This is a genomic window from Pseudomonas sp. LBUM1647, from assembly GCF_059716175.1.
In genome coordinates this window covers 396,733-417,855 of record NZ_CP166809.1, presented here as the reverse complement: position 1 = coordinate 417,855, position 21,123 = coordinate 396,733, and the positions used below count along the sequence as shown (strand labels likewise).

19 protein-coding genes are annotated in these 21,123 nt (G+C 59.8%); 13 read left to right on the top strand and 6 right to left on the bottom strand.

Annotated elements, in window-relative coordinates; genetic code table 11:
• Window positions 1–189: 189 nt before the first annotated feature.
• From ACA059_RS01905 to rpmE, 3 genes are all read right to left on the bottom strand, one after another.
• Window positions 190–1,458 carry a malic enzyme-like NAD(P)-binding protein gene (locus tag ACA059_RS01905; RefSeq protein WP_123366945.1) on the bottom strand — a complete coding sequence of 423 codons (1,269 nt, stop codon included), beginning with the start codon at window positions 1,456–1,458 and terminating at the stop codon, window positions 190–192.
• Window positions 1,459–1,641: 183 nt separating this feature from the next.
• Complete coding sequence (locus ACA059_RS01900) at window positions 1,642–2,442, bottom strand: thermonuclease family protein (protein WP_497632493.1); 801 nt, start codon at window positions 2,440–2,442, stop codon at window positions 1,642–1,644.
• 14 nt (window positions 2,443–2,456) lie between these two features.
• The gene (gene rpmE, locus ACA059_RS01895; protein WP_008080648.1) at window positions 2,457–2,687 is read right to left on the bottom strand and encodes a 50S ribosomal protein L31; all 231 of its coding nucleotides are present in this window, start codon (window positions 2,685–2,687) and stop codon (window positions 2,457–2,459) included.
• A 254-nt stretch (window positions 2,688–2,941) separates the two neighbouring features.
• On the opposite strand from rpmE, the gene ACA059_RS01890 reads away from it, so the two are divergent.
• The 10 genes from ACA059_RS01890 to ACA059_RS01845 all read left to right on the top strand — a co-directional run bounded on the left by ACA059_RS01890 (window position 2,942) and on the right by ACA059_RS01845 (window position 16,009).
• Window positions 2,942–5,161 carry a primosomal protein N' gene (locus tag ACA059_RS01890; protein ID WP_497632492.1) on the top strand — a complete coding sequence of 740 codons (2,220 nt, stop codon included), beginning with the start codon at window positions 2,942–2,944 and terminating at the stop codon, window positions 5,159–5,161.
• Between the two features lie 183 nt (window positions 5,162–5,344).
• A complete protein-coding gene (argS, locus tag ACA059_RS01885) occupies window positions 5,345–7,081 on the top strand; it encodes an arginine--tRNA ligase (protein WP_497632491.1) in 1,737 nt (578 codons plus the stop codon).
• A 1-nt stretch (window position 7,082) separates the two neighbouring features.
• Window positions 7,083–7,787 (top strand): SPOR domain-containing protein, encoded by a 705-nt coding sequence (locus ACA059_RS01880; protein WP_283189689.1) that lies wholly within the window; start codon window positions 7,083–7,085, stop codon window positions 7,785–7,787.
• Window positions 7,788–8,083: 296 nt separating this feature from the next.
• Window positions 8,084–8,614: an ATP-dependent protease subunit HslV gene (gene hslV, locus ACA059_RS01875; protein ID WP_007899242.1), complete on the top strand. Its 531-nt coding sequence runs from the start codon at window positions 8,084–8,086 to the stop codon at window positions 8,612–8,614.
• Between the two features lie 55 nt (window positions 8,615–8,669).
• Window positions 8,670–10,007 carry an ATP-dependent protease ATPase subunit HslU gene (gene hslU, locus ACA059_RS01870; protein WP_497632490.1) on the top strand — a complete coding sequence of 446 codons (1,338 nt, stop codon included), beginning with the start codon at window positions 8,670–8,672 and terminating at the stop codon, window positions 10,005–10,007.
• A 128-nt stretch (window positions 10,008–10,135) separates the two neighbouring features.
• On the top strand, window positions 10,136–10,513 hold the full coding sequence (locus ACA059_RS01865) for a gamma-butyrobetaine hydroxylase family protein (protein WP_497632489.1): 378 nt from the start codon (window positions 10,136–10,138) through the stop codon (window positions 10,511–10,513).
• Between the two features lie 258 nt (window positions 10,514–10,771).
• On the top strand, window positions 10,772–12,451 hold the full coding sequence (phaC, locus tag ACA059_RS01860) for a class II poly(R)-hydroxyalkanoic acid synthase (RefSeq protein ID WP_497632488.1): 1,680 nt from the start codon (window positions 10,772–10,774) through the stop codon (window positions 12,449–12,451).
• Between the two features lie 246 nt (window positions 12,452–12,697).
• Window positions 12,698–13,552 (top strand): poly(3-hydroxyalkanoate) depolymerase, encoded by an 855-nt coding sequence (phaZ, locus tag ACA059_RS01855; protein WP_497632487.1) that lies wholly within the window; start codon window positions 12,698–12,700, stop codon window positions 13,550–13,552.
• Window positions 13,553–13,681: 129 nt separating this feature from the next.
• On the top strand, window positions 13,682–15,364 hold the full coding sequence (gene phaC, locus ACA059_RS01850; protein WP_497632486.1) for a class II poly(R)-hydroxyalkanoic acid synthase: 1,683 nt from the start codon (window positions 13,682–13,684) through the stop codon (window positions 15,362–15,364).
• 27 nt (window positions 15,365–15,391) lie between these two features.
• A complete protein-coding gene (locus ACA059_RS01845) occupies window positions 15,392–16,009 on the top strand; it encodes a TetR/AcrR family transcriptional regulator (protein ID WP_497632484.1) in 618 nt (205 codons plus the stop codon).
• A 150-nt stretch (window positions 16,010–16,159) separates the two neighbouring features.
• Here ACA059_RS01845 and ACA059_RS01840 read toward each other — a convergent pair whose 3' ends face one another.
• From ACA059_RS01840 to ACA059_RS01830, 3 genes are all read right to left on the bottom strand, one after another.
• Window positions 16,160–16,990, bottom strand: a complete 831-nt coding sequence (locus tag ACA059_RS01840) for a phasin family protein (protein ID WP_497632483.1) — start codon at window positions 16,988–16,990, stop codon at window positions 16,160–16,162.
• A gap of 10 nt (window positions 16,991–17,000) precedes the next feature.
• On the bottom strand, window positions 17,001–17,423 hold the full coding sequence (locus tag ACA059_RS01835) for a phasin family protein (protein ID WP_282481085.1): 423 nt from the start codon (window positions 17,421–17,423) through the stop codon (window positions 17,001–17,003).
• 224 nt (window positions 17,424–17,647) lie between these two features.
• Window positions 17,648–17,923 (bottom strand): polyhydroxyalkanoic acid system family protein, encoded by a 276-nt coding sequence (locus ACA059_RS01830; protein ID WP_497632482.1) that lies wholly within the window; start codon window positions 17,921–17,923, stop codon window positions 17,648–17,650.
• Between the two features lie 155 nt (window positions 17,924–18,078).
• On the opposite strand from ACA059_RS01830, the gene ubiE reads away from it, so the two are divergent.
• The 3 genes from ubiE to ubiB are packed head-to-tail and all read left to right on the top strand — an operon-like array spanning window position 18,079 to window position 21,073.
• Entirely contained in the window at window positions 18,079–18,849 is a 771-nt protein-coding gene (gene ubiE, locus ACA059_RS01825) for a bifunctional demethylmenaquinone methyltransferase/2-methoxy-6-polyprenyl-1,4-benzoquinol methylase UbiE (RefSeq protein WP_007948968.1), read from the top strand.
• Complete coding sequence (locus ACA059_RS01820; protein WP_497632481.1) at window positions 18,849–19,472, top strand: ubiquinone biosynthesis accessory factor UbiJ; 624 nt, start codon at window positions 18,849–18,851, stop codon at window positions 19,470–19,472. Before ubiE ends, ACA059_RS01820 begins: the two co-directional genes overlap by 1 nt.
• Entirely contained in the window at window positions 19,469–21,073 is a 1,605-nt protein-coding gene (ubiB, locus tag ACA059_RS01815) for a ubiquinone biosynthesis regulatory protein kinase UbiB (protein ID WP_497632480.1), read from the top strand. The genes ACA059_RS01820 and ubiB overlap by 4 nt, the downstream gene beginning before the upstream one ends.
• Window positions 21,074–21,123: the final 50 nt, after the last annotated feature.

Here is a 21,123-nt window from a genome sequence, read left to right as displayed (position 1 = left end):
TTGTGGCGCCTGTCAGGCCGCCATCGTCGGATCGCCGCCCGGAGCAAGCTCGCTCCCACATTGGAATGCGTACCCCTGTGGGAGCGAGCCTGCTCGCGATGAGGCCATCACAACCGCCGCAAAACCCTCAGACATAAAAAAGCCCCGACTCGCAAGAGCCGGGGCTTTCTGTTGAAGCGCTACAACGACTTAGCCGTTGAACACGTCATCCACGCTTTTCAGCGGGTAGTTCTTCGGATACGGCAGGGTCGCTACGCCGGTCTCGATCGCAGCCTTGGCCACAGCATCGGAGATCACGGTGATCAGACGGGCATCCATTGGTTTCGGAATGATGTACTCACGACCGAACTCCAGTTTAATGCCGCCGTAGGCGTCGCACACTTCCTGAGGAACCGGCAGCTTGGCCAGTTCACGCAGGGCGTTGGCAGCAGCCACTTTCATTTCTTCGTTGATGCGTTTGGCGCGAACGTCCAGGGCACCGCGGAAGATGAACGGGAAGCCCAGCACGTTGTTGACCTGGTTCGGGTAGTCCGAACGGCCAGTGGCCATGATCACGTCGTCACGGGTGGCGTGAGCCAGTTCCGGGGCGATTTCTGGATCGGGGTTGGAGCACGCGAACACGATCGGGGTGGCCGCCATGGATTTCAGGCCTTCAGCGCTCAGCAGGTTCGGACCGGACAGGCCAACGAACACGTCCGCGCCTTTCAGGGCGTCGGCCAGCGTGCGTTTTTCAGTCGCGTGAGCGAAAACAGCCTTGTACTGGTTCAGGTCGTCACGGCCGGAGTGGATCACGCCGGTACGGTCAACCATGAAGATGTTTTCGATGTTGGCACCCATGCTCACCAGCAATTTCATGCAGGAGATGGCGGCAGCACCGGCGCCCAGGCAGACGATCTTGGCGTCGGCCAGGGTTTTGCCAGCGATTTCCAGGGCGTTGATCATGCCGGCCGCAGTAACGATCGCGGTGCCGTGCTGGTCATCGTGGAATACCGGAATGTCGCACTGCTCGATCAGAGCGCGTTCGATCTCAAAGCACTCAGGTGCCTTGATGTCTTCCAGGTTGATGCCACCAAAGGTGATGGAGATGCGCTTGACGGTGTCGATGAAGGCTTGCGGGCTTTCGGAGTCGACTTCGATGTCGAAAACGTCGATGCCGGCGAAGCGCTTGAACAGCACGCCTTTACCTTCCATGACTGGCTTGGAAGCCAATGGGCCGAGGTTACCCAGGCCGAGAATTGCGGTGCCATCGGAAATGACTGCAACCAGATTGCCCTTGCCGGTGTACTTGTAGGCGAGTTCAGGGTCGCGGGCGATTTCGCGTACTGGTTCGGCTACGCCGGGGCTGTAGGCCAGCGACAGGTCGCGGGCGGTAGCGGTGGCCTTGGTGAGCTCGACACTCAGCTTCCCTGGACGAGGATGGGCGTGATATTCGAGAGCGGCAGTTTTCAAATCAGACATGTGGGCATTCCGCTTTTTACTGTTGGACAGACGGACCGCCGAGGATACTCGTGTCGCAAAGTCCCCACAAGACTGACCAGTCACCCCTGTCAAGCGCCCGGCCCTACGACTTTGGACCAAGAGCCGCGGAACATAAGGGATAGACTGTTCACAATCAGCATAAAAAATGTCTACAATTTTTTATCACTGCGCCATCTGAAGCATCGTCGGGTCGGTCAATGGCAGAAGCCAGCGTGCCTGTCCTTCTTTCAGTCCGCCGCGCCGCGAACGGTCCAGCACCCAGCCACGGGCCTCGATCTGCCTGCCCTTCAGCCGCTCGAGATTCGCCACATCGAACTGCCCCAGCAAATTGGGTGCAACGCGCAGTACAACCGAATCCTGCAACTCGATCCAAACCCCGCCGCGATTGCGCTGAACCTTGCTCACACGACCGCTGAGCACAGCGAAACCGGACGTGCTGATCTGCTCCGCTTTCAGTACAGGGGATTGACGCCACAACCCGAGTCCGGCCTGACGGGCGCTGTGTTCCGCCGCTTGCTGGCAGTCGACCAGATCGACATTCGGCGCGACCGCTACCTGGAAACCGAGTCCTTCAGCGAGCATCTGCGCTTCAAGGTTGGCGCCATCGGCGCTGTAGACATGGGCCAAGGTGCGACCGTAATGATCTTTGCTCTCTTTGCCGGGCAGTAAACCAACCCGTCCGTCGCTGGCATTCACCAGTGCTTCCAGGCGTTGGCGTGCCGCCACCGCGAACGGCTCGTCGGAGCGACCTTTCTTGCCCAGCTCCGGCGTATTCAAACCGATCATGCGCACGCTGCGGCCATCGCTCAGGCGCAGCGTGTCACCATCCACCACCCGCTGCACCACAACGGGTGTCAGCCCGCTCGGCGCCGGGCAGAAGGCCTGGGCACCGGAAAGCCAAATCGCAGACACAAAAAAGGCGCCCACGAGGGACGCCTTTTTCATCAGCAAGGTAAAGCCCATGGGGCTTTGTAACCTTACTCTGCAGCAGCAGGAGCTTTCTTGCCGAAAGCACCGAAACGGTCTGCGAAGCGCTGTACACGGCCGCCAGTATCCAGAGTCTTCTGCTTACCGGTGTAGAACGGGTGGCACTCGTTGCATACGTCAGTACCCAGTGGCTTGCACAGGTTCGAACGAGTTTCGAACTTGTTGCCGCAGCTGCAAGTTACTTCGATGGTTTCGTACGCTGGATGGATATCGGCTTTCATGGTGTATTCCTCAGGCTAGTGTGCCGCCACTCAACACTATTGTTGAATACCGCACATAATTAGGCCGCGGATTCTACCAGACCTTTGCAATCACGCAAGCTGTCCCTTACACCGACCGTCTGCTAGGCTCCCGGCCCTAATACCGTCCCTGAGGGAGCTAACTGTGGCGAGGGGATTTATCCCCTCGCCACAGTTAGCTCCCTCAGGTCTTGTAAGACCCTGCTGTTATTAGCTGCTTATCGAGAATCCCCCGCGTGCCCGACGCCATTTTGCGCCTCGCCCTGCCTTCGCCTCTGCGCCGCCTGTTCGATTACCGTGCCCCGGCCGGGATCCTGCGTGCCCAGTTGCAGCCGGGCATGCGCCTGCGGGTGCCGTTCGGCCGACGGGAGATGATCGGGATCCTGGTGGAGGTGACCGATCACAGCGAAGTGCCGGTAGAAAAACTCAAACCGGCCCTGGCCCTGCTCGATGCCACGCCGCCCCTGCCGCCAGCGCTGTTCAAACTGTGCCTGTGGACCTCTCAGTATTATCAGCACAGCCTTGGCGACACCTTGAGCTGGGCGCTGCCGGTGTTGCTGCGTCAGGGCGAACTGGCCGAAGCACGGCAGGAACGCTTCTGGTCCGCCGCGCCCGGCGCCAGCCTTGATGACCCACGCATCGCTCGCGCCCCGCGTCAACGGGAGGCCCTGGCGACCCTGGCCCAACATCCCCACGGCGTCGCCCATCAGTTGTTGAGCAAACTGATGCTGAGCAAGGACAGCCTGGATTTGCTGCTGGCCAAGGACCTGGTGCAAGTCGAAATCCGCAAGCACGCCCCCGACGCCCGCCACGAACACTGGCTGGCGCAGCCGGAACTGCCGCTCAACCCGGAGCAGCGCGCGGCCTATGAGGCGATTCGCGCAGGCTTCGACAGTTATCACGCGTTCCTGCTGGCCGGCGTCACCGGCAGCGGCAAGACTGAAGTCTATTTGCAGCTGATCCGCGAAACGCTCGAGGCTGGCAAACAAGCGCTGGTGCTGATCCCGGAGATCAACCTCGGCCCGCAGACCCTGGCGCGCTTCGAGCAGCGCTTCAATGCACGTATCGCGCTGATCCACTCGGCGGTCAACGACCGCGAGCGCCTCGAAGCCTGGCTCGCCGCCCGCGACGGTGACGCCGACATTATTATCGGCACCCGTTCGGCGCTGTTCACGCCGATGAAGAACCCCGGCCTGATCATCATCGATGAAGAGCACGACGGTTCCTATAAACAGCAGGAAGGCCTGCGCTATCACGCCCGCGACCTGGCATTGGTGCGCGCACGCCAGGAAAACATCCCGATTGTCCTCGGCTCCGCCACGCCTTCGCTGGAAAGTCTGCACAACGCCTACACCGGTCGATACGGACTCTTACGCCTGAACGAGCGCGCCGGTGGCGCCAAACAGCCGCGGTTCCTGCGCCTGGACGTGAAAAGTCGTCCACTGGACAGCGGCATTTCCGGGCCGATGCAGCAAGCCATCGGTCAGACGCTGGCCGCTGGGCAACAAGTTTTGGTGTTCCTCAACCGTCGCGGTTTTGCCCCGACCTTGCTGTGTCACGACTGCGGCTGGATGTCCGAGTGTCAGCGCTGCGATGCCCGCATGACCGTGCACCAGCGCTCCGGCGAACTGCGCTGCCATCATTGCGGCTACGTCGAACTCGTCCCTCGGCATTGCCCGAAGTGCGGCAAGGTCGATTTGCGACCAGTCGGCGCCGGCACCGAGCGCGCCGAGGAACGGCTGGGGATTCTATTCCCGGACGTCCCGGTGCTACGGGTCGACCGCGATAGCACTTCGCGCAAAGATGCGATGAATCAGCTGTTCGCAACCATCCAGAAAGGCCATCCGTGCATTCTGGTCGGCACGCAAATGCTCGCCAAAGGGCACCACTTTCCACGGGTGACGCTGGTGTCGATTCTCGATGCCGATGGCGGGCTGTTCTCCGGCGACTTCCGCGCCAGCGAGCGCATGGCGCAGCTGATCGTTCAGGTTGCAGGCCGTGCCGGGCGGGCCGAAGAGCCGGGCAAAGTGATCATCCAGACGCACCTGGCCGATCATCCGCTGCTGGTGCAATTGACTGAACAGGGCTATTTCGCCTTTGCCGAACAGGCGTTGAGCGAACGTCGCTCGGCGGGTCTACCGCCCTTTGCGCACTTGGCGCTGCTGCGGGCCGAAGCGCACAAACCGGGGCAAGCTGAAGGTTTTCTTGATGAGGCGTGCAGCGAGGCCGAGCGCTTGCTGGCCGAACAGAACCTGACCGGGATTGAACTGCTCGGGCCGGTACCGGCGCCGATGGAACGCCGGGCCGGGCGATATCGTGCGCAGTTGTTGCTGCAAGCGACGGCCCGGGCGCCGCTGCATCGACTCTTAAGCAGCTGGCTGCTGGTGTTGGAGCAGATGCCGAGTGGGCGGGCGGTGCGCTGGTCGCTGGATGTGGACCCGGTCGATTTGTATTAAAAGATCAAGATCAAAAGATCGCAGCCTTCGGCAGCTCCTACCCTGCGATCTTTGCCGCTTTTGTCACCACATATCCATAACCTGCCCGCTATAGTTGGCAAGCCCGTCTTCGCAACGGATAATGCCCAGTTTTTCCACTAGCGCATCCAGGCGCCGCCGCGCTTGCGGTCGAAAGAGAACACCATGAAAGACACCATTCGCCAGCTGATCCAACAAGCCATCACCCAACTCGTCAACGAAGGTGTGTTGCCTGAAGGCCTGTCGCCGGCGATCCAGGTGGAAAACTCCCGCGACAAGACTCACGGCGACTTCGCCAGCAACATCGCGATGATGCTGGCGAAACCGGCCGGCATGAAGCCGCGTGACCTGGCAGAGAAAATCATCGCCGCGCTGCCGGCTGACGAAAACGTCACCAAGACCGAAATCGCCGGCCCTGGCTTCCTGAACTTCTTCCAGAACACCCAGGCCCTGGCCACTCGCCTGGACGCCGCCCTGGCTGACGCCCACATCGGCGTGCGCAAGGCCGGCCCGGTGCAGCGCACCGTGGTTGATCTGTCGGCACCGAACCTGGCCAAAGAGATGCACGTCGGCCACTTGCGCTCGACCATCATCGGTGACGGCGTGGCGCGCGTACTGGAATTCCTCGGCGACGAAGTGATCCGTCAGAACCACGTCGGCGACTGGGGCACCCAGTTCGGCATGCTGATGGCGTATCTGCAGGAAAACCCGATCACCAGCGACGAGCTGTCGGACCTGGAAAACTTCTACCGTGCGGCCAAACAACGCTTCGACGAATCCGAAGAGTTCGCAGATCGCGCCCGTGGACTGGTGGTCAAGCTGCAAGCCGGCGACGCCGAATGCCTGGCGTTGTGGTCGCGCTTCCGCGATATCTCGCTGTCCCACTGCCAGGCTATCTACGAACAACTGAACGTCAAACTGACCATGGCCGACGTGATGGGCGAAAGCGCCTACAACGACGACCTGATCAACGTGGTCAACGACCTCAAGGCCGCCGGCCTGCTGGTTGAAAGCAACGGTGCCCAGTGCGTGTTCCTCGACGAGTTCAAGAACGCCGACGGCGACCCGCTGCCGGTGATCATCGTCAAGGCTGACGGCGGTTACCTCTACGCCACCACCGACCTGGCGGCCGTGCGTTACCGTAGCGGCAAGTTGAAGGCTGATCGCGCGCTGTACTTCGTCGACCAGCGTCAGGCCTTGCACTTCCAGCAAGTATTCCAGGTCGCGCGCCTGGCCGGCTTCGTGACGCACCCGATGGAAATGGAACACATGGGCTTCGGCACCATGAACGGCGCCGATGGCCGTCCGTTCAAGACCCGTGACGGCGGCACCGTGAAGCTGATCGACCTGCTGACCGAAGCCCAGGAACGTGCCTACACCCTGGTGAAGGACAAGAACCCGGAGTTGGCCGAAGACGAATTGCGCAACATCGCCAAGGTCGTGGGCATTGGCGCGGTGAAATACGCCGACCTGTCCAAGCACCGCACCAGCGACTACAGCTTCAACTTCGACCTGATGCTGAACTTCGAAGGCAACACTGCGCCGTACCTGCTGTACGCCTACACCCGCGTGGCCGGCGTGTTCCGCAAACTCGGCAAGGACTTCAGCGAAGTCGAAGGCCAGATCGTCCTCGAAGCACCGCACGAACACGAATTGGCGGCGAAACTCGCGCAATTCGGCGAAGTGCTGAACAACGTTTCCGACAAAGGCACGCCGCACATCCTGTGCACCTACCTGTACGATGTCGCCGGCCTGTTCTCCAGTTTCTACGAGAACTGCCCGATTCTCAGCGCCGACACCCCGGCGCAAATGCAGAGCCGTCTGCGCCTCGCCGCGCTGACCGGCCGCACTCTCAAGCAAGGCCTGGAACTCTTGGGTCTGGAAACTCTGGAGCGTATGTAAGTTGGCTGCCAAGAAAAAACCAGCACCCAAGCGTGGCGCCAGCCGTTACCAAGCTCCTGCAAAGCAACCGATCCCGGGTTGGCTGTGGATGGCCATCGGCCTGACGGTCGGCGCGTTTATTGTGTTCCTGATGAAACTGGAACCGGGCAAGGGCAGCGAGAGCGTCAAGCGCGAGAAGATCGAGCAGCAGAAGGCCAAGATCGCCGAGGCCAACAAGACCCCGCCGAGCCCGACGCAACCGGTGAAGCCGAAGTACGACTTCTACACGTTGCTGCCGGAATCGGAAGTCATCGTGCCGCCGGATGCCGTGCCGGAGAAAACCCTGCCGACGCCACAAGTGCCGGCCATTCCGACGACGCCGGTTACGCCAGAGCAAGCGGCGAAGATCGATACCGCGCGGGCTCAAGCCGCACTGGCCGGGATTACCCCGCCGCCAGCGCCACCGGTGTCCAAAGCGGCGCCAGTGACCAAGTTCTTCCTGCAGGCCGGTTCGTTCCGCAAGGAGGCTGACGCGGACAAGGTTCGGGCGCAGATCATCCTGCTCGGTCAGGCTGTGGCAGTTGAGTCCGGCACCGTGAAGGACGAAACCTGGTATCGGGTATTGGTCGGACCGTTCAGCAACCGTGAGCAACTGACCACGGCCCAGAAACAACTGGCCGGCAGCGGATTCAGCAACCTGTTGTTACAACAACGCCAAAGCCGCTGATCCTTATTTGTGGGCACCTTAATCTGAGGTCGCCCACAAACCCTATGATGAGGGATTAATCTCTGTGGTGAGGGGATTCATCCCCGTTGGGTCGCGAAGCGGCCCCCAAACCCCCACCTGTGGCGTATCAAACACACCACGTGCACTCGTTTTGCGACTGCTCCGCAGCCGAACGGGGATAAATCCCCTCGCCACAGTCATCGCACACCATTCGTCCCCCACCGTTGAAATACGCTCCACCACCCCCATATGAGTTGGCATAAGGCATTTTCGCCCCGCTGCGTGGAGACTCTCCCTTGACCACCATCGTTTCAGTTCGCCGCCACGGCAAAGTCGTCATGGGCGGCGACGGCCAGGTTTCTCTCGGCAATACCGTGATGAAAGGCAACGCGAAGAAAGTTCGCCGCCTGTACCACGGCCAGGTGATCGCCGGTTTTGCCGGGGCCACCGCTGACGCCTTCACCCTCTTCGAGCGTTTCGAAGGCCAGCTTGAGAAACATCAAGGTCACCTGGTTCGCGCCGCTGTCGAACTCGCCAAAGAATGGCGCACTGACCGCTCCCTCAGCCGCCTCGAGGCCATGCTCGCGGTCGCGAACAAAGACGCCTCTCTGATCATCACCGGCAACGGCGATGTCGTCGAACCTGAAGAAGGCCTGATCGCCATGGGTTCCGGTGGCGGCTACGCCCAGGCCGCCGCCAGCGCGCTGCTGAAGAAAACCGATCTGTCGGCCCGGGAAATCGTCGAAACCGCCCTCGGCATCGCCGGCGACATCTGTGTATTCACCAACCACACCTTCACCATTGAGGAGCAGGACCTCGCTGAGTAAGCCTGTTTTGGCCACCACGCCACGGCTCACTTTTACCTGAGGACCGCCAATTACTATGTCCATGACTCCCCGTGAAATCGTCCACGAACTCAATCGCCATATCATCGGCCAGGACGATGCCAAGCGCGCCGTCGCCATCGCGCTGCGTAACCGCTGGCGCCGGATGCAGCTGCCCGAAGAGCTGCGCGTTGAAGTCACCCCGAAGAACATCCTGATGATCGGTCCGACCGGTGTCGGTAAAACCGAGATCGCCCGTCGCCTGGCCAAACTGGCCAACGCGCCGTTCATCAAGGTCGAAGCGACCAAGTTCACCGAAGTCGGCTATGTCGGCCGCGACGTCGAGTCGATCATTCGTGACCTGGCCGACGCGGCGATCAAGCTGCTGCGCGAACAGGAAATGACCAAGGTTCGCCACCGCGCCGAAGACGCCGCCGAAGAGCGCATCCTCGACGCCCTGCTGCCACCGGCACGCATGGGCTTCAGCAACGAAGACGCCCCATCGGCCGACTCCAACACCCGTCAGCTATTCCGCAAGCGCCTGCGCGAAGGTCAGCTGGATGACAAGGAGATTGAAATCGAAGTCGCCGAAATGGCCGGTGTCGATATCTCCGCGCCACCGGGCATGGAAGAGATGACCAACCAGTTGCAGAGCCTGTTCGCCAACATGGGCAAGGGCAAACGCAAGAGCCGCAAGATCAAGGTCAAGGAAGCGCTGAAACTGGTGCGTGACGAAGAAGCCGGTCGCCTGGTCAACGAAGAAGAGTTGAAGGCCAAGGCGCTGGAAGCGGTCGAGCAGCACGGCATCGTGTTCATCGACGAAATCGACAAGGTCGCCAAGCGCGGCAACACCGGTGGCGTCGACGTGCCCCGCGAAGGCGTACAGCGCGACCTGCTGCCGCTGATCGAAGGCTGCACCGTCAACACCAAACTGGGCATGGTCAAGACCGACCACATCCTGTTCATCGCGTCCGGTGCGTTCCACCTGAGCAAGCCGAGCGATCTTGTGCCTGAGCTGCAAGGTCGCCTGCCGATTCGTGTCGAACTCAAGGCGCTGACGCCTGAAGATTTCGAACGCATTCTCAGCGAGCCGCACGCGTCGCTCACCGAGCAATATTGCGCCCTGCTGAAAACCGAAGGTCTGGTGATCGAGTTCCAGCCGGACGGTATCAAGCGCATTGCCGAGATCGCCTGGCAGGTCAACGAGAAGACCGAGAACATCGGTGCCCGTCGCCTGCACACGCTGCTTGAGCGTCTGCTTGAAGAGGTGTCGTTCAGCGCCGGTGATCTGGCCAGCGCCCACGACGACAAGGCGATCTTGATCGACGCCGATTACGTCAACAGCCACTTGGGCGAATTGGCGCAGAACGAAGACCTGTCCCGTTATATCCTGTAGGTCACCTGTTCCCCTGTAGGAGCTGCCGCAGGCTGCGATCTTTTGATTTTTCCTTGAAAAAACAAGATCAAAAGATCGCAGCCTGCGGCAGCTCCTACAGGGTGCTCCACCAAGACGGATGACCTGTCATGACCCAACTCCCCACCGACATCAAACTGCACAAAGCCTCGAAAACCCTGTCGCTGAAATACGCGTCCGGTGAGGAACATCATCTGCCCGCCGAGTTCCTGCGCGTGCACTCTCCTTCCGCCGAGGTCCAGGGCCACGGCAAACCTATCCTGCAATTTGGCAAGATCGGCGTGGGCCTGAGCAAGGTCGAACCGGCCGGTCAGTACGCACTGAAATTGACCTTCGACGACGGCCACGACAGCGGCCTCTTCACCTGGGAATATCTGTACCAGCTAGGAGTGCGCCAAGAGGATCTCTGGAACGATTATCTTGCCGAACTCAAAGCCGCCGGAAAAACCCGCGATCCGAACGAATCCATCGTCAAGCTGATGCTCTAGGTCGGGCCTCTCGCTCTTTAGAGGGCATTTTCTAATTCCATCTGTTTGAATGCTCCGCTTCCGGGTCGACGATTGGCCTGCTTGCGAAAAAAATTAAACTCGGGTAACCAATGGAGCTGGCAAGGTCCCTGCAGTGCTCTCTGCGATAAAAAGCAGCGATGCAGAATTAACGGTCACCCGAGCAGTAGTACCTGGCATTTGCTGTGGGAATGCACAGCTGGACTCAGGTACTCGTCTCAGGACAATGGAGCGTCGTAGATGAGTAACAAGAATAACGATGACTTGAAGTATCAGGCCTCGGAAAACACCTTGGGGCTGAATCCTGTCGTTGGGCTGCGTGGTAAGGATCTACTGGCTTCTGCTCGCATGGTGCTCAGACAGGCCATCAAACAACCGATTCACAGCGCCAGGCATGTCGCCCATTTTGGTCTTGAACTGAAGAACGTGTTGTTCGGTAAATCCGAGCTTCTACCGACAAGCGATGACCGTCGCTTCGCCGATCCGGCCTGGAGCCAGAACCCGCTCTACAAACGTTATTTGCAAACTTACCTGGCGTGGCGCAAGGAACTCCACGACTGGATCGGTGACAGCAACCTTTCGCCCAAGGATGTCGCACGCGGGCATTTCGTGATCAACCTCATGACCGAAGCCATGGCCCCCACCAACAGTGCGGCCAACCCGGCGGCGGTCAAACGCTTCTTCGAAACCGGCGGCAAAAGCCTGCTCGACGGCCTCTCCCATCTGGCCAAGGATCTGGTGCACAACGGCGGCATGCCGAGCCAGGTCAACATGGGCGCGTTCGAGGTTGGCAAGAGCCTGGGCGTCACCGAAGGCGCGGTGGTGTTTCGCAATGACGTGCTGGAGCTGATCCACTACCGGCCGACCACCGAGCAGGTGCACGAACGCCCATTGCTGGTGGTGCCGCCGCAGATCAACAAGTTCTATGTATTTGACCTGAGCCCGGACAAGAGTCTGGCGCGGTTCTGCCTGCGCAATCACGTACAGACGTTCATCGTCAGTTGGCGCAATCCGACCAAGGAGCAGCGCGAGTGGGGCCTGTCGACCTACATCGAAGCGCTCAAGGAAGCGGTCGACGTGGTCACCGCGATCACCGGCAGCAAAGACATCAACATGCTCGGCGCCTGCTCCGGCGGCATCACCTGCACCGCCTTGCTGGGCCACTACGCAGCGATCGGCGAGAAGAAGGTCAACGCCCTGACACTGCTGGTCAGCGTGCTGGACACCACCCTGGAAAGCGACGTGGCACTGTTCGTCGACGAACAGACCCTCGAATCCGCCAAGCGCCACTCCTATCAGGCCGGCGTGCTGGAAGGCCGTGACATGGCGAAAATTTTCGCCTGGATGCGCCCCAACGACCTGATCTGGAACTACTGGGTCAACAACTACCTGCTGGGCAACGAGCCGCCGGTTTTCGACATCCTGTTCTGGAACAACGACACCACAAGGTTGCCCGCAGCGTTCCACGGCGACCTGATCGAGATGTTCAAAACCAACCCACTGATCCGACCTGATGCACTGGAAGTGTGCGGCACATCGATCGATCTGAAGCAGGTCACTGCCGACATCTACTCCCTGGCCGGCACCAACGACCACATCACCCCGTGGAAGTCCTGCTACAAGTCGGCGCAACTGTTCGGTGGCAAGGTTGAATTCGTGCTGTCCAGCAGCGGGCATATCCAAAGCATTCTGAACCCGCCGGGCAATCCGAAATCGCGCTACATGACCAGCACCGAGATGCCGGTCAAGGCTGAGGAGTGGCAAGAAAACTCCACCAAGCACACCGACTCCTGGTGGCTGCACTGGCAGGCATGGCAAGCCGAGCGTTCGGGCAAGCTGAAGAAGTCTCCGGGCAGTTTGGGCAACAAGGCTTATCCGGCGGGCGAAGCTGCGCCGGGCACTTATGTGCATGAGCGATAACTGACACACCTCGCGCCCCTGTGTGGGAGCGAGCTTGTGTGGTGAGGGGATTTAGCGACACGTCGCACCGCCCCGTTCGACTGCGAAGCAGTCGTAAAACCAATGCACTCGGTGTAACTGATACACCGAGGCTGCAGGTTTTGGGGCGGCTTCGCCACCCAACGGGGATAAATCCCCTCGCCACACAAGCTCGCTCCCACAAGGGATTGGGATGAATTAAAGACAGTGACCCACAGGGCCTGAAGCATGCCGCAACCGTTCATATTTCGTACCGTCGACCTGGATGGCCAGACCCTCCGCACGGCGGTACGCCCCGGCAAGCCTCACTTGACGCCCTTGCTGATTTTCAACGGTATCGGCGCCAACCTGGAGCTGGTGTTTCCGTTCGTCGCGGCGTTGGACCCGGACCTGGAAGTCATCGCCTTCGACGTCCCTGGTGTCGGCGGTTCGTCGACGCCAAGGCGACCGTATCGCTTTCCGGGCCTGGCGAAACTCACGGCGCGGATGCTCGACTATCTCGACTACGGGCAAGTCAATGTAATCGGCGTTTCCTGGGGGGGCGCCCTCGCCCAGCAGTTCGCTTACGACTATCCCGAGCGCTGCAAGAAACTCGTTCTGGCGGCTACGGCGGCCGGCATGGTGATGGTGCCGGGCAAGCCGAAAGTGCTGTGGATGATGGCCAGCCCACGACGTTATATCCAGCCGTCTCATGTGATTCGCATTGCACCGATGATCTATGGCGGTGCGTTCCGTCGCGATCCAACCCTCGCCGCCAGCCATGCGGCGAAGGTCCGCTCGGCGGGCAAACTCGGTTACTACTGGCAGCTGTTCGCCGGCCTCGGCTGGACCAGCATTCACTGGCTGCACAAGATCAACCAGCCGACCCTGGTGCTGGCCGGCGACGACGATCCACTGATCCCGTTGGTCAACATGCGGTTACTGGCCTGGCGGATTCCCAACGCCCAGTTGCACATCATCGATGACGGGCACCTGTTTTTGATTACCCGGGCCGAAGCAGTGGCACCGATCATCATGAAGTTTCTCGAGGAAGAACGTCAGCGTGCCGTGATGCATCCGCATCCGGCGCCATTGGGCGGCTAATTGGCCCTGGCTTTTGTGAACAAAAAGGGGTCGGGAAGACGCAGCGCCGCGCAACAATCCGCAACAGCGTCTATGGTGTTCTGGTTCGGTGTATCTGTATTTGGCCTGAAGACGAAGGAGTGTTGATTCATGCGCGAAAAACCAGCGAGGGAATTTTTGCCCACTCCCGCCGCGTTCATCAACGCACAGAGTGCGATTACCGGCCTGCGTGGTCGGGATCTGTTTTCCACCCTGCGCAGCGTTGCCGCCCATGGTTTGCGCAACCCGGTGCACACCGCCCGACACGCCTTGAAGCTGGGCGGTCAACTGGGCCGTGTACTGCTGGGCGAAACCCTGCACCCCACCAATCCGCAGGACAATCGCTTTGCCGATCCGGCGTGGAGCCTCAACCCTTTTTATCGACGCAGTTTGCAGGCCTACCTGAGCTGGCAGAAGCAGGTCAAACACTGGATCGACGACAGCAACATGACCCCGGACGATCGCGCCCGCGCGCACTTCGCGTTCGCCTTGCTCAACGACGCCATGGCACCGTCCAACAGCCTGCTTAATCCGCTGGCGATCAAGGAGATCTTCAACTCCGGCGGCAACAGCCTGGTGCGAGGTATCAGCCACCTGGTCGACGACTTCCTGCACAACGACGGCTTGCCCAGACAAGTCACCAAGCAAGCTTTCGAGGTCGGCAAAACGGTCGCCACCACTACGGGCTCCGTGGTGTTTCGCAATGAGCTGCTGGAGTTGATCCAGTACAAGCCCATGAGCGAAAAGCAGTATTCCAAACCGCTGCTGGTGGTGCCGCCACAGATCAACAAGTACTACATTTTCGACCTGAGCCCGCATAACAGCTTCGTCCAGTTCGCCCTGAAGAACGGCCTGCAAACCTTCATGATCAGTTGGCGCAATCCGGATGTACGTCATCGCGAATGGGGGCTGTCGACGTACGTCGAAGCCGTGGAAGAAGCGATGAATGTGTGCCGGGCGATCACCGGTGCTCGCGAGGTCAACCTGATGGGCGCCTGCGCGGGCGGGCTGACCATTGCCGCCCTGCAAGGTCACTTACAGGCCAAGCGACAACTTCGGCGGGTGTCCAGCGCGACCTATCTCGTGAGCCTGCTCGACAGTCAGATGGACTCGCCTGCGACCCTCTTCACCGACGAACAGACGCTTGAGGCGGCCAAGCGTCGCTCCTATCAGAAAGGCGTGCTGGACGGCCGCGACATGGCCAAGATCTTTGCCTGGATGCGCCCCAACGATTTGATCTGGAGCTATTTCGTTAACAACTACCTGTTGGGCAAAGAGCCTCCGGCGTTCGACATCCTCTACTGGAACAACGACAACACACGTTTGCCGGCAGCCTTGCATGGCGACTTGCTGGACTTCTTCAAACACAACCCGCTGAGTCATCCGGGAGGTCTGGAGGTGTGCGGCACGCCGATCGACTTGCAGAAAGTCAACGTCGACAGCTTCAGCGTCGCGGGCATCAATGACCACATCACCCCGTGGGATGCGGTGTATCGCTCGACCCTGCTGCTGGGTGGCGAGCGACGCTTCGTGTTGTCCAACAGCGGGCATGTGCAGAGCATTCTCAACCCACCCTCCAAACCGAAAGCCAATTTCGTCGAAAGCACGAAGCTGAGCAGTGACCCACGGGCCTGGTATTACGACGCCAAGCAAGTCGACGGCAGTTGGTGGACTCAGTGGCTGGGCTGGATTCAAGAACGTTCAGGTGCGCAAAAAGAAACCCACATGGCGCTTGGCAACCAGAACTATCCACCGATGGAGGCAGCACCCGGTACTTACGTGCGTGTGCGCTGACGTTCAACGAACCATTAAGAAGACTGGATGAAAACCCGCGACCGGATTCTCGAATGTGCTTTGCAGTTGTTCAATCAGAAGGGCGAGCCGAACGTCTCCACCATGGAAGTTGCCAACGAAATGGGCATCAGCCCGGGCAACCTCTACTACCATTTCCACGGCAAGGAGCCCCTGATTCTCGGACTGTTCGAGCGCTTCCAGGCCGAACTGGCGCCCCTGCTCGATCCACCGGCCGATGTGGAACTGGCACCGGAAGATTACTGGCTATTCCTACACCTGATTGTCGAGCGCCTGGCCCATTACCGGTTTCTGTTCCAGGACCTGTCGAACCTCGCCGGGCGCTTGCCAAAACTGGCCAAGGGCATACGCAACCTGCTCAATGCGCTGAAGCGCACACTGGCTTCGTTGCTCGCACGATTAAAGGCTCAGGGGCAATTGGTCAGCGACACCCAGGCGTTGGGGCAGCTGGTGGAACAGATCACCATGACGCTGCTGTTCTCGCTGGACTATCAGCGGATTCTTGATCGCGAGGGTGAGGTGAGATTGGTGGTGTACCAGATCATGATGCTGGTGGCGCCGCATCTGCTGCCGCCGATCAAGGTCGCGACCGAGCAGATGGCGATGCAGTATTTAGAAGAGCATTAAGATCAAAAGATCGCAGCCTTCGGCAGCTCCTACAGGGTGATGCGATCCAATGTAGGAGCTGCCGAAGGCTGCGATCTTTTGACTGATGACTCAATCTTCAAACAAAAACGCCCGACCTTCACAGGCCGGGCGTTTTCTTGAGCCCTGAAATCAGGACTGACTGGTTGGCGTCGATGGAGCTGGCGCGACAGTCGGGGTTGCAGCAGGGGTCGGCGCAGTAGCGGAGTTCGATGCGCTGACCGGGGCTGGGGTTGCCGGTTTGGCGGCAGCCACTGCTGGTTTTGGTGCAGCCGCTTTCGGAGCTGCCGGCTTTTTCACCGCTGGTTTCTTCGCTGCGGCAGGTTTGGCCGCTGGCTTGGTAGCGGGTTTGGCCGCTGCAGTTTTGGCAGCCGGTTTAGCGGCTGGTTTTGCTGCTGCTTTGGCCGCTGGCTTGGCTGCTGCAGGTTTCGCTGCGGCAGTTTTGGCCGCTGGTTTGGCAGCCGGTTTAGCGGCAGCTTTAGCCAGTGGTTTGGCAGCGGACTTCGCTGCAGGTTTGGCCGCCGCGGTTTTCGCCGCAACAGGCGCCACCTTGGCACCGGTGAGTCTTTCGATTTGCTTGGTCAGGGTATCGACCTTGCTGTGCAGTGCTTTGACTTCATTGCGGCTCGGTACACCCAGGCGCGAAATGGCGCTGTTCAGACGCTTGTCGAAAGCCCCTTCCAGCTCATCCCACTTGCCCAGTGCGCGATCTTTCACGCCGCTGATGCGCGACTTGGCCGACGAAGCAGAGTCCTTGGCAGCATCGACTTTTTTGCCCACAACGCTCTTGGTGAGCTTCTCGGCTTTCTCGCCGTCTTTAACCAATGTATCGAAGAGCTTGCTGCCGTCAGTGTCGATCTTCGAGTACACGCCTAAACCAGCCAGCCAGATTTTGCGGGAGTAGTCTTCGACTTTCCCGATCCACGAGCTGCCTTCTTTTTCGGTGTTCTTTTTACCAGCCATCCCGTTCTCCTTAAGATTTACGCGCGACGCGTTCGAGCAATGCCGTCAGCTCATCGAGCTTGGCAGAGAGTGTCTCAACGTCATGTTTAGACGGAATGCCGATACGATTCAAGGTACTTGCGACACGCGAGTCAAAAGCCTTCTCGACCTTGTCGAGTTGAAGTTCGACCTTGCCTTTGAAAGTGCTTACTTCACTCTTGGCTTCATCGATCTCGGCATTCGCCGCTTCAAGTTTCTCGGCAACTACTTTTTTGCCTTTCTTTTCAACATCTTGACCGGCTTTGATCAACTCTTGAAAGTACTCGCCGCCCTCTTGGCCGACCTTGGTGTAGGCACCCAGGCCTGCCAGCCAGATCTTGCGGGCATAAGATTTAACGTCGCTCAGAGCAGTTGTCGAAGCGTCGATTTTTTTCTTCAAAATAACTTTGGCCATGGTGCACCTCACGCGCAGAAGGTTTGAGGAACTGCCCGCGAAAGAGTCGGGCTCAGGCACAAAGTAGTGAGAATAATTAGAAACGGCACCCTAACAACTGACATGAATCGGTGGTGCCTTTTGGAAAAGATCGCAGCCTCGTTTCACTCGACAGCTCCTACAGAGGATGGCGGTGCTCACCTGTAGGAGCTGTCGAGTGAAACGAGGCTGCGATCTTTTCGGCATCAAGCCAACGCTTTATCGAGGGCCTTTTCAATTTCCGATTTGATGGTGCCGCTCATGGCCGACATCAACAGGCCAAGTTCGACATCGACCTTGATCGAATTCTCGCCCACATACACCGCGCCTTTCACACCGGAGCGTCTGAGGTTCAGGGTGTCGCCGGACCATTGCGGCTCCAGGCCATATTGCTCGGACAGTTTCTGCGCCAACTGGTCGGCCTTCTCGCGGGCCGCTTCCTTACCCAGGCCATGGGCACGCTCAACACTAATACGGGCCATCGAATGACTCCTGCTTTATGAATACTTTCCCGAAGCATCCTGACCGCTACTGCGGCAAAACGTCCCGGTGGTTACCTATCTTACCTGCAGCCTTGCCAAGACAAAGCAGGCCACCGGGATTAGAATGTCCCGCATTCTCTTTTGGTGACAGCGATATGACTGATCAGCGCAAAGGCAGCGATGCCGAACCCACCACTCACTTCGGCTTCAAAAACGTTCCGGAAAGCCAGAAAGCGGAAAAAGTCGCTGAGGTGTTCCACTCCGTAGCCGCCAAGTATGACTTGATGAACGACCTCCTGTCGGGCGGCATGCACCGTCTGTGGAAGCGTTTCGCGATCGAGCTGTCGGGTGTTCGCACCGGTAACCGCGTGCTGGACATCGCCGGCGGTACAGGCGACCTGACCAAGAAGTTCTCGCACCTCGTTGGCCCGACCGGCCAGGTGGTGTTGGCCGACATCAACGAATCCATGCTCAAGGTCGGTCGTGACCGCCTGCTGGATCTGGGTGTGGCCGGCAACGTCGAATTCGTTCAGGCCGACGCTGAAAAGCTGCCGTTCCCGGACAACCATTTCGACTGCGTGACCATCGCTTTCGGCCTGCGCAACGTGACCCATAAAGAAGACGCCCTGCGCTCGATGCTGCGCGTGCTGAAACCGGGCGGCCGTTTGCTGGTTCTGGAGTTCTCCAAGCCGACCAATGCGTTGATGTCCAAAGCCTACGACGCCTACTCGTTCGCCTTCATGCCACTGATGGGCAAGCTGATCACCAACGACTCGGAAAGCTATCGCTACCTGGCCGAATCGATCCGCATGCACCCGAATCAGGAAACCCTGAAGTCGATGATGGTCGAGGCCGGTTTCGACCGCGTGACCTACCACAACATGACCGCAGGCATCGTCGCCCTGCACCGCGGCATCAAGCCCTGATGTTGCTGGCCGGCCTGCTCGCCAGCGTTGAACTCGGTCTGAACCGGGTGCTGCGTCTCGACAGCACAGCGCTGCCGCGGCTGGCGCATTTGAGTGGCAAGGTGATTGCCGTCGACTGCCGCAGTCCGGCGCTGCAAGTGTTCATCCTGCCCAGCGACGAAGGCCTGATGCTGGCTTCCCACTGGGAAACCGGCGCCGATTGCACCTTGCGCGCACCGGCCTCCAGCCTGCTGAAACTGGCAATGAGCGAGGACAAGACTTCGGTCCTGCATGCCCCTGAAGTCGAACTCGACGGCGACAGCGGCGTGCTGTTGGAACTGGCGATGATCCTTCAGGACCTTGAGCTGGACTGGGAGTACGAACTCTCACGCTGGCTGGGACCTGTCGCCGCGCAACTGCTCGGCGGTCACCTGCGCAGTCGCGCACGCTTTTATCAGCAAGGGTTCGCCAGCCTTAATCAGAATCTTGGCGAGTACCTGGCCGAAGAATCGCGCACCCTCGTCGGTCAACGTGAAGCCGAAGCCCGCTTCAGTGAACTGGACCAGATCAAACTCGATCTGGAACGTCTCGAGGCGCGCTTCGAGCGCCTTTCCCGATCCCTCGACCCAAGCGATAACGCATGAAGCTGCTTGCCGTCCGCCGTTTGTTGCGCATCCAGCGCGTTGTGATTCGCTACCGCCTCGATGACCTGTTGTTCGCCCTGCCACTGCCGTGGTTTCTGCTGGCGCTGCGCTACGCCTTGCCGTGGCGCTGGTTCCCGCGCAAGACGCTGGACCTGAGCCGCGGCGCGCGATTGCGTCTGGCGTTGCAGGACCTGGGACCGATTTTCATCAAGTTCGGGCAAATCCTGTCCACCCGCCGCGACCTGCTGCCGGAAGACATTGCCGATGAACTGATGAAGCTGCAGGACCGCGTGCCGCCGTTCGACTCGCAAGTGTCGGTCAATCTGATCGAAGAACAGCTCGGCAAAAAAATCAGTGAAGTCTTCAGCCGCTTCGACGTCGAACCGTTGGCCTCGGCCTCGGTGGCGCAGGTGCATGCCGCGCAGCTGAAAACCGGTGAAGAAGTGGTGGTCAAGGTCATCCGCCCGGGCCTTAAACCGATCATCGCGCAGGACCTGGCGTGGCTGTTCATCCTCGCCCGCGCCGCCGAAAGACTCTCTGCCGATGCCCGTCTGCTGCACCCGGTGGACGTGGTCCTGGACTACGAAAAAACCATCTACGACGAACTCGACCTGCTGCGCGAAGCAGCCAACGCCAGCCAGTTGCGACGTAACTTCGACGGCTCGCCGCTGCTCTACGTGCCGCAAGTCTATTGGGACTGGTGCCGGCCGAAAGTGCTGGTGATGGAGCGCATCTACGGCATTCAGGTCACCGATCTGACGACCCTGGCTGACCAGCGCACCGATATGAAAATGCTCGCTGAGCGCGGCGTCGAGATTTTCTTCACCCAGGTGTTTCGCGATAGCTTCTTCCACGCCGACATGCACCCCGGCAACATCTTCGTCAGCACCGTGAACCCGTGGAGCCCGCAGTACATTGCGATCGACTGCGGCATCGTCGGCAGCCTGACCCCGGAAGACCAGGACTACCTGGCGCGCAACCTGTTTGCGTTCTTCAAGCGTGATTACCGTCGTGTCGCGCAGCTGCACATCGATTCAGGCTGGGTGCCGGCGGAAACCAAACTCAACGAATTCGAGGCGGCGATCCGCACTGTGTGCGAGCCGATCTTCGAAAAACCGTTAAAAGATATTTCCTTCGGCCAGGTGCTGATGCGCCTGTTCCAGACCGCCCGACGCTTCAACATGGAAGTGCAGCCACAGCTCGTATTGCTGCAAAAAACCCTGTTGAACATCGAAGGCCTGGGTCGTCAGTTGTACCCGGACCTCGATTTGTGGAACACCGCCCAGCCGTTCCTCGAACGCTGGATGCGCGAGCGCGTCAGCCCCAAAGCCTTGATCGGCAATGTGCAGAGCCAGTTCGAACAGCTGCCGCACCTGGCCAACATGGCCCGCGACCTGCTCGAACGCATGTCCCAGCCCCACGCCTACGACCCGCCGCCACCGTGGCACCGCCGCAAGGACGATTGGCTCCTGCGGCTGCTCGGCTGTGCGCACCTGGCCGGCGGCACCATACTCGCTGCCGGTGGGCCGTTGAACGAACTGGGTCATTGGCCGGCCGGCATCATGGTGGCGGTTGGTTTGTATCTGGTCGTTCGCCGATAGCCAGCGCCCCCGCACGCTGGCACACTGTTTCAACGCTTGGGTTCTACTCA

Bases quoted from the DNA above. Each gene is read 5' to 3' on its own strand.
- phaC (WP_497632488.1), top strand. From the start codon at position 10,772: ATGAGTAACAAGAATAACGATGACTTGAAGTATCAGGCCTCGGAAAAC.
- ACA059_RS01865 (WP_497632489.1), top strand. From the start codon at position 10,136: ATGACCCAACTCCCCACCGACATCAAACTGCACAAAGCCTCGAAAACC.
- hslU (WP_497632490.1), top strand. From the start codon at position 8,670: ATGTCCATGACTCCCCGTGAAATCGTCCACGAACTCAATCGCCATATC.
- ACA059_RS01845 (WP_497632484.1), top strand. From the start codon at position 15,392: ATGAAAACCCGCGACCGGATTCTCGAATGTGCTTTGCAGTTGTTCAAT.
- argS (WP_497632491.1), top strand. From the start codon at position 5,345: ATGAAAGACACCATTCGCCAGCTGATCCAACAAGCCATCACCCAACTC.
- rpmE (WP_008080648.1), bottom strand. From the start codon at position 2,687: ATGAAAGCCGATATCCATCCAGCGTACGAAACCATCGAAGTAACTTGC.
- ACA059_RS01835 (WP_282481085.1), bottom strand. From the start codon at position 17,423: ATGGCCAAAGTTATTTTGAAGAAAAAAATCGACGCTTCGACAACTGCT.
- phaC (WP_497632486.1), top strand. From the start codon at position 13,682: ATGCGCGAAAAACCAGCGAGGGAATTTTTGCCCACTCCCGCCGCGTTC.
- ACA059_RS01830 (WP_497632482.1), bottom strand. From the start codon at position 17,923: ATGGCCCGTATTAGTGTTGAGCGTGCCCATGGCCTGGGTAAGGAAGCG.
- ACA059_RS01820 (WP_497632481.1), top strand. From the start codon at position 18,849: ATGTTGCTGGCCGGCCTGCTCGCCAGCGTTGAACTCGGTCTGAACCGG.
- ACA059_RS01840 (WP_497632483.1), bottom strand. From the start codon at position 16,990: ATGGCTGGTAAAAAGAACACCGAAAAAGAAGGCAGCTCGTGGATCGGG.
- ACA059_RS01900 (WP_497632493.1), bottom strand. From the start codon at position 2,442: ATGGGCTTTACCTTGCTGATGAAAAAGGCGTCCCTCGTGGGCGCCTTT.
- phaZ (WP_497632487.1), top strand. From the start codon at position 12,698: ATGCCGCAACCGTTCATATTTCGTACCGTCGACCTGGATGGCCAGACC.
- ACA059_RS01905 (WP_123366945.1), bottom strand. From the start codon at position 1,458: ATGTCTGATTTGAAAACTGCCGCTCTCGAATATCACGCCCATCCTCGT.
- ubiB (WP_497632480.1), top strand. From the start codon at position 19,469: ATGAAGCTGCTTGCCGTCCGCCGTTTGTTGCGCATCCAGCGCGTTGTG.
- ubiE (WP_007948968.1), top strand. From the start codon at position 18,079: ATGACTGATCAGCGCAAAGGCAGCGATGCCGAACCCACCACTCACTTC.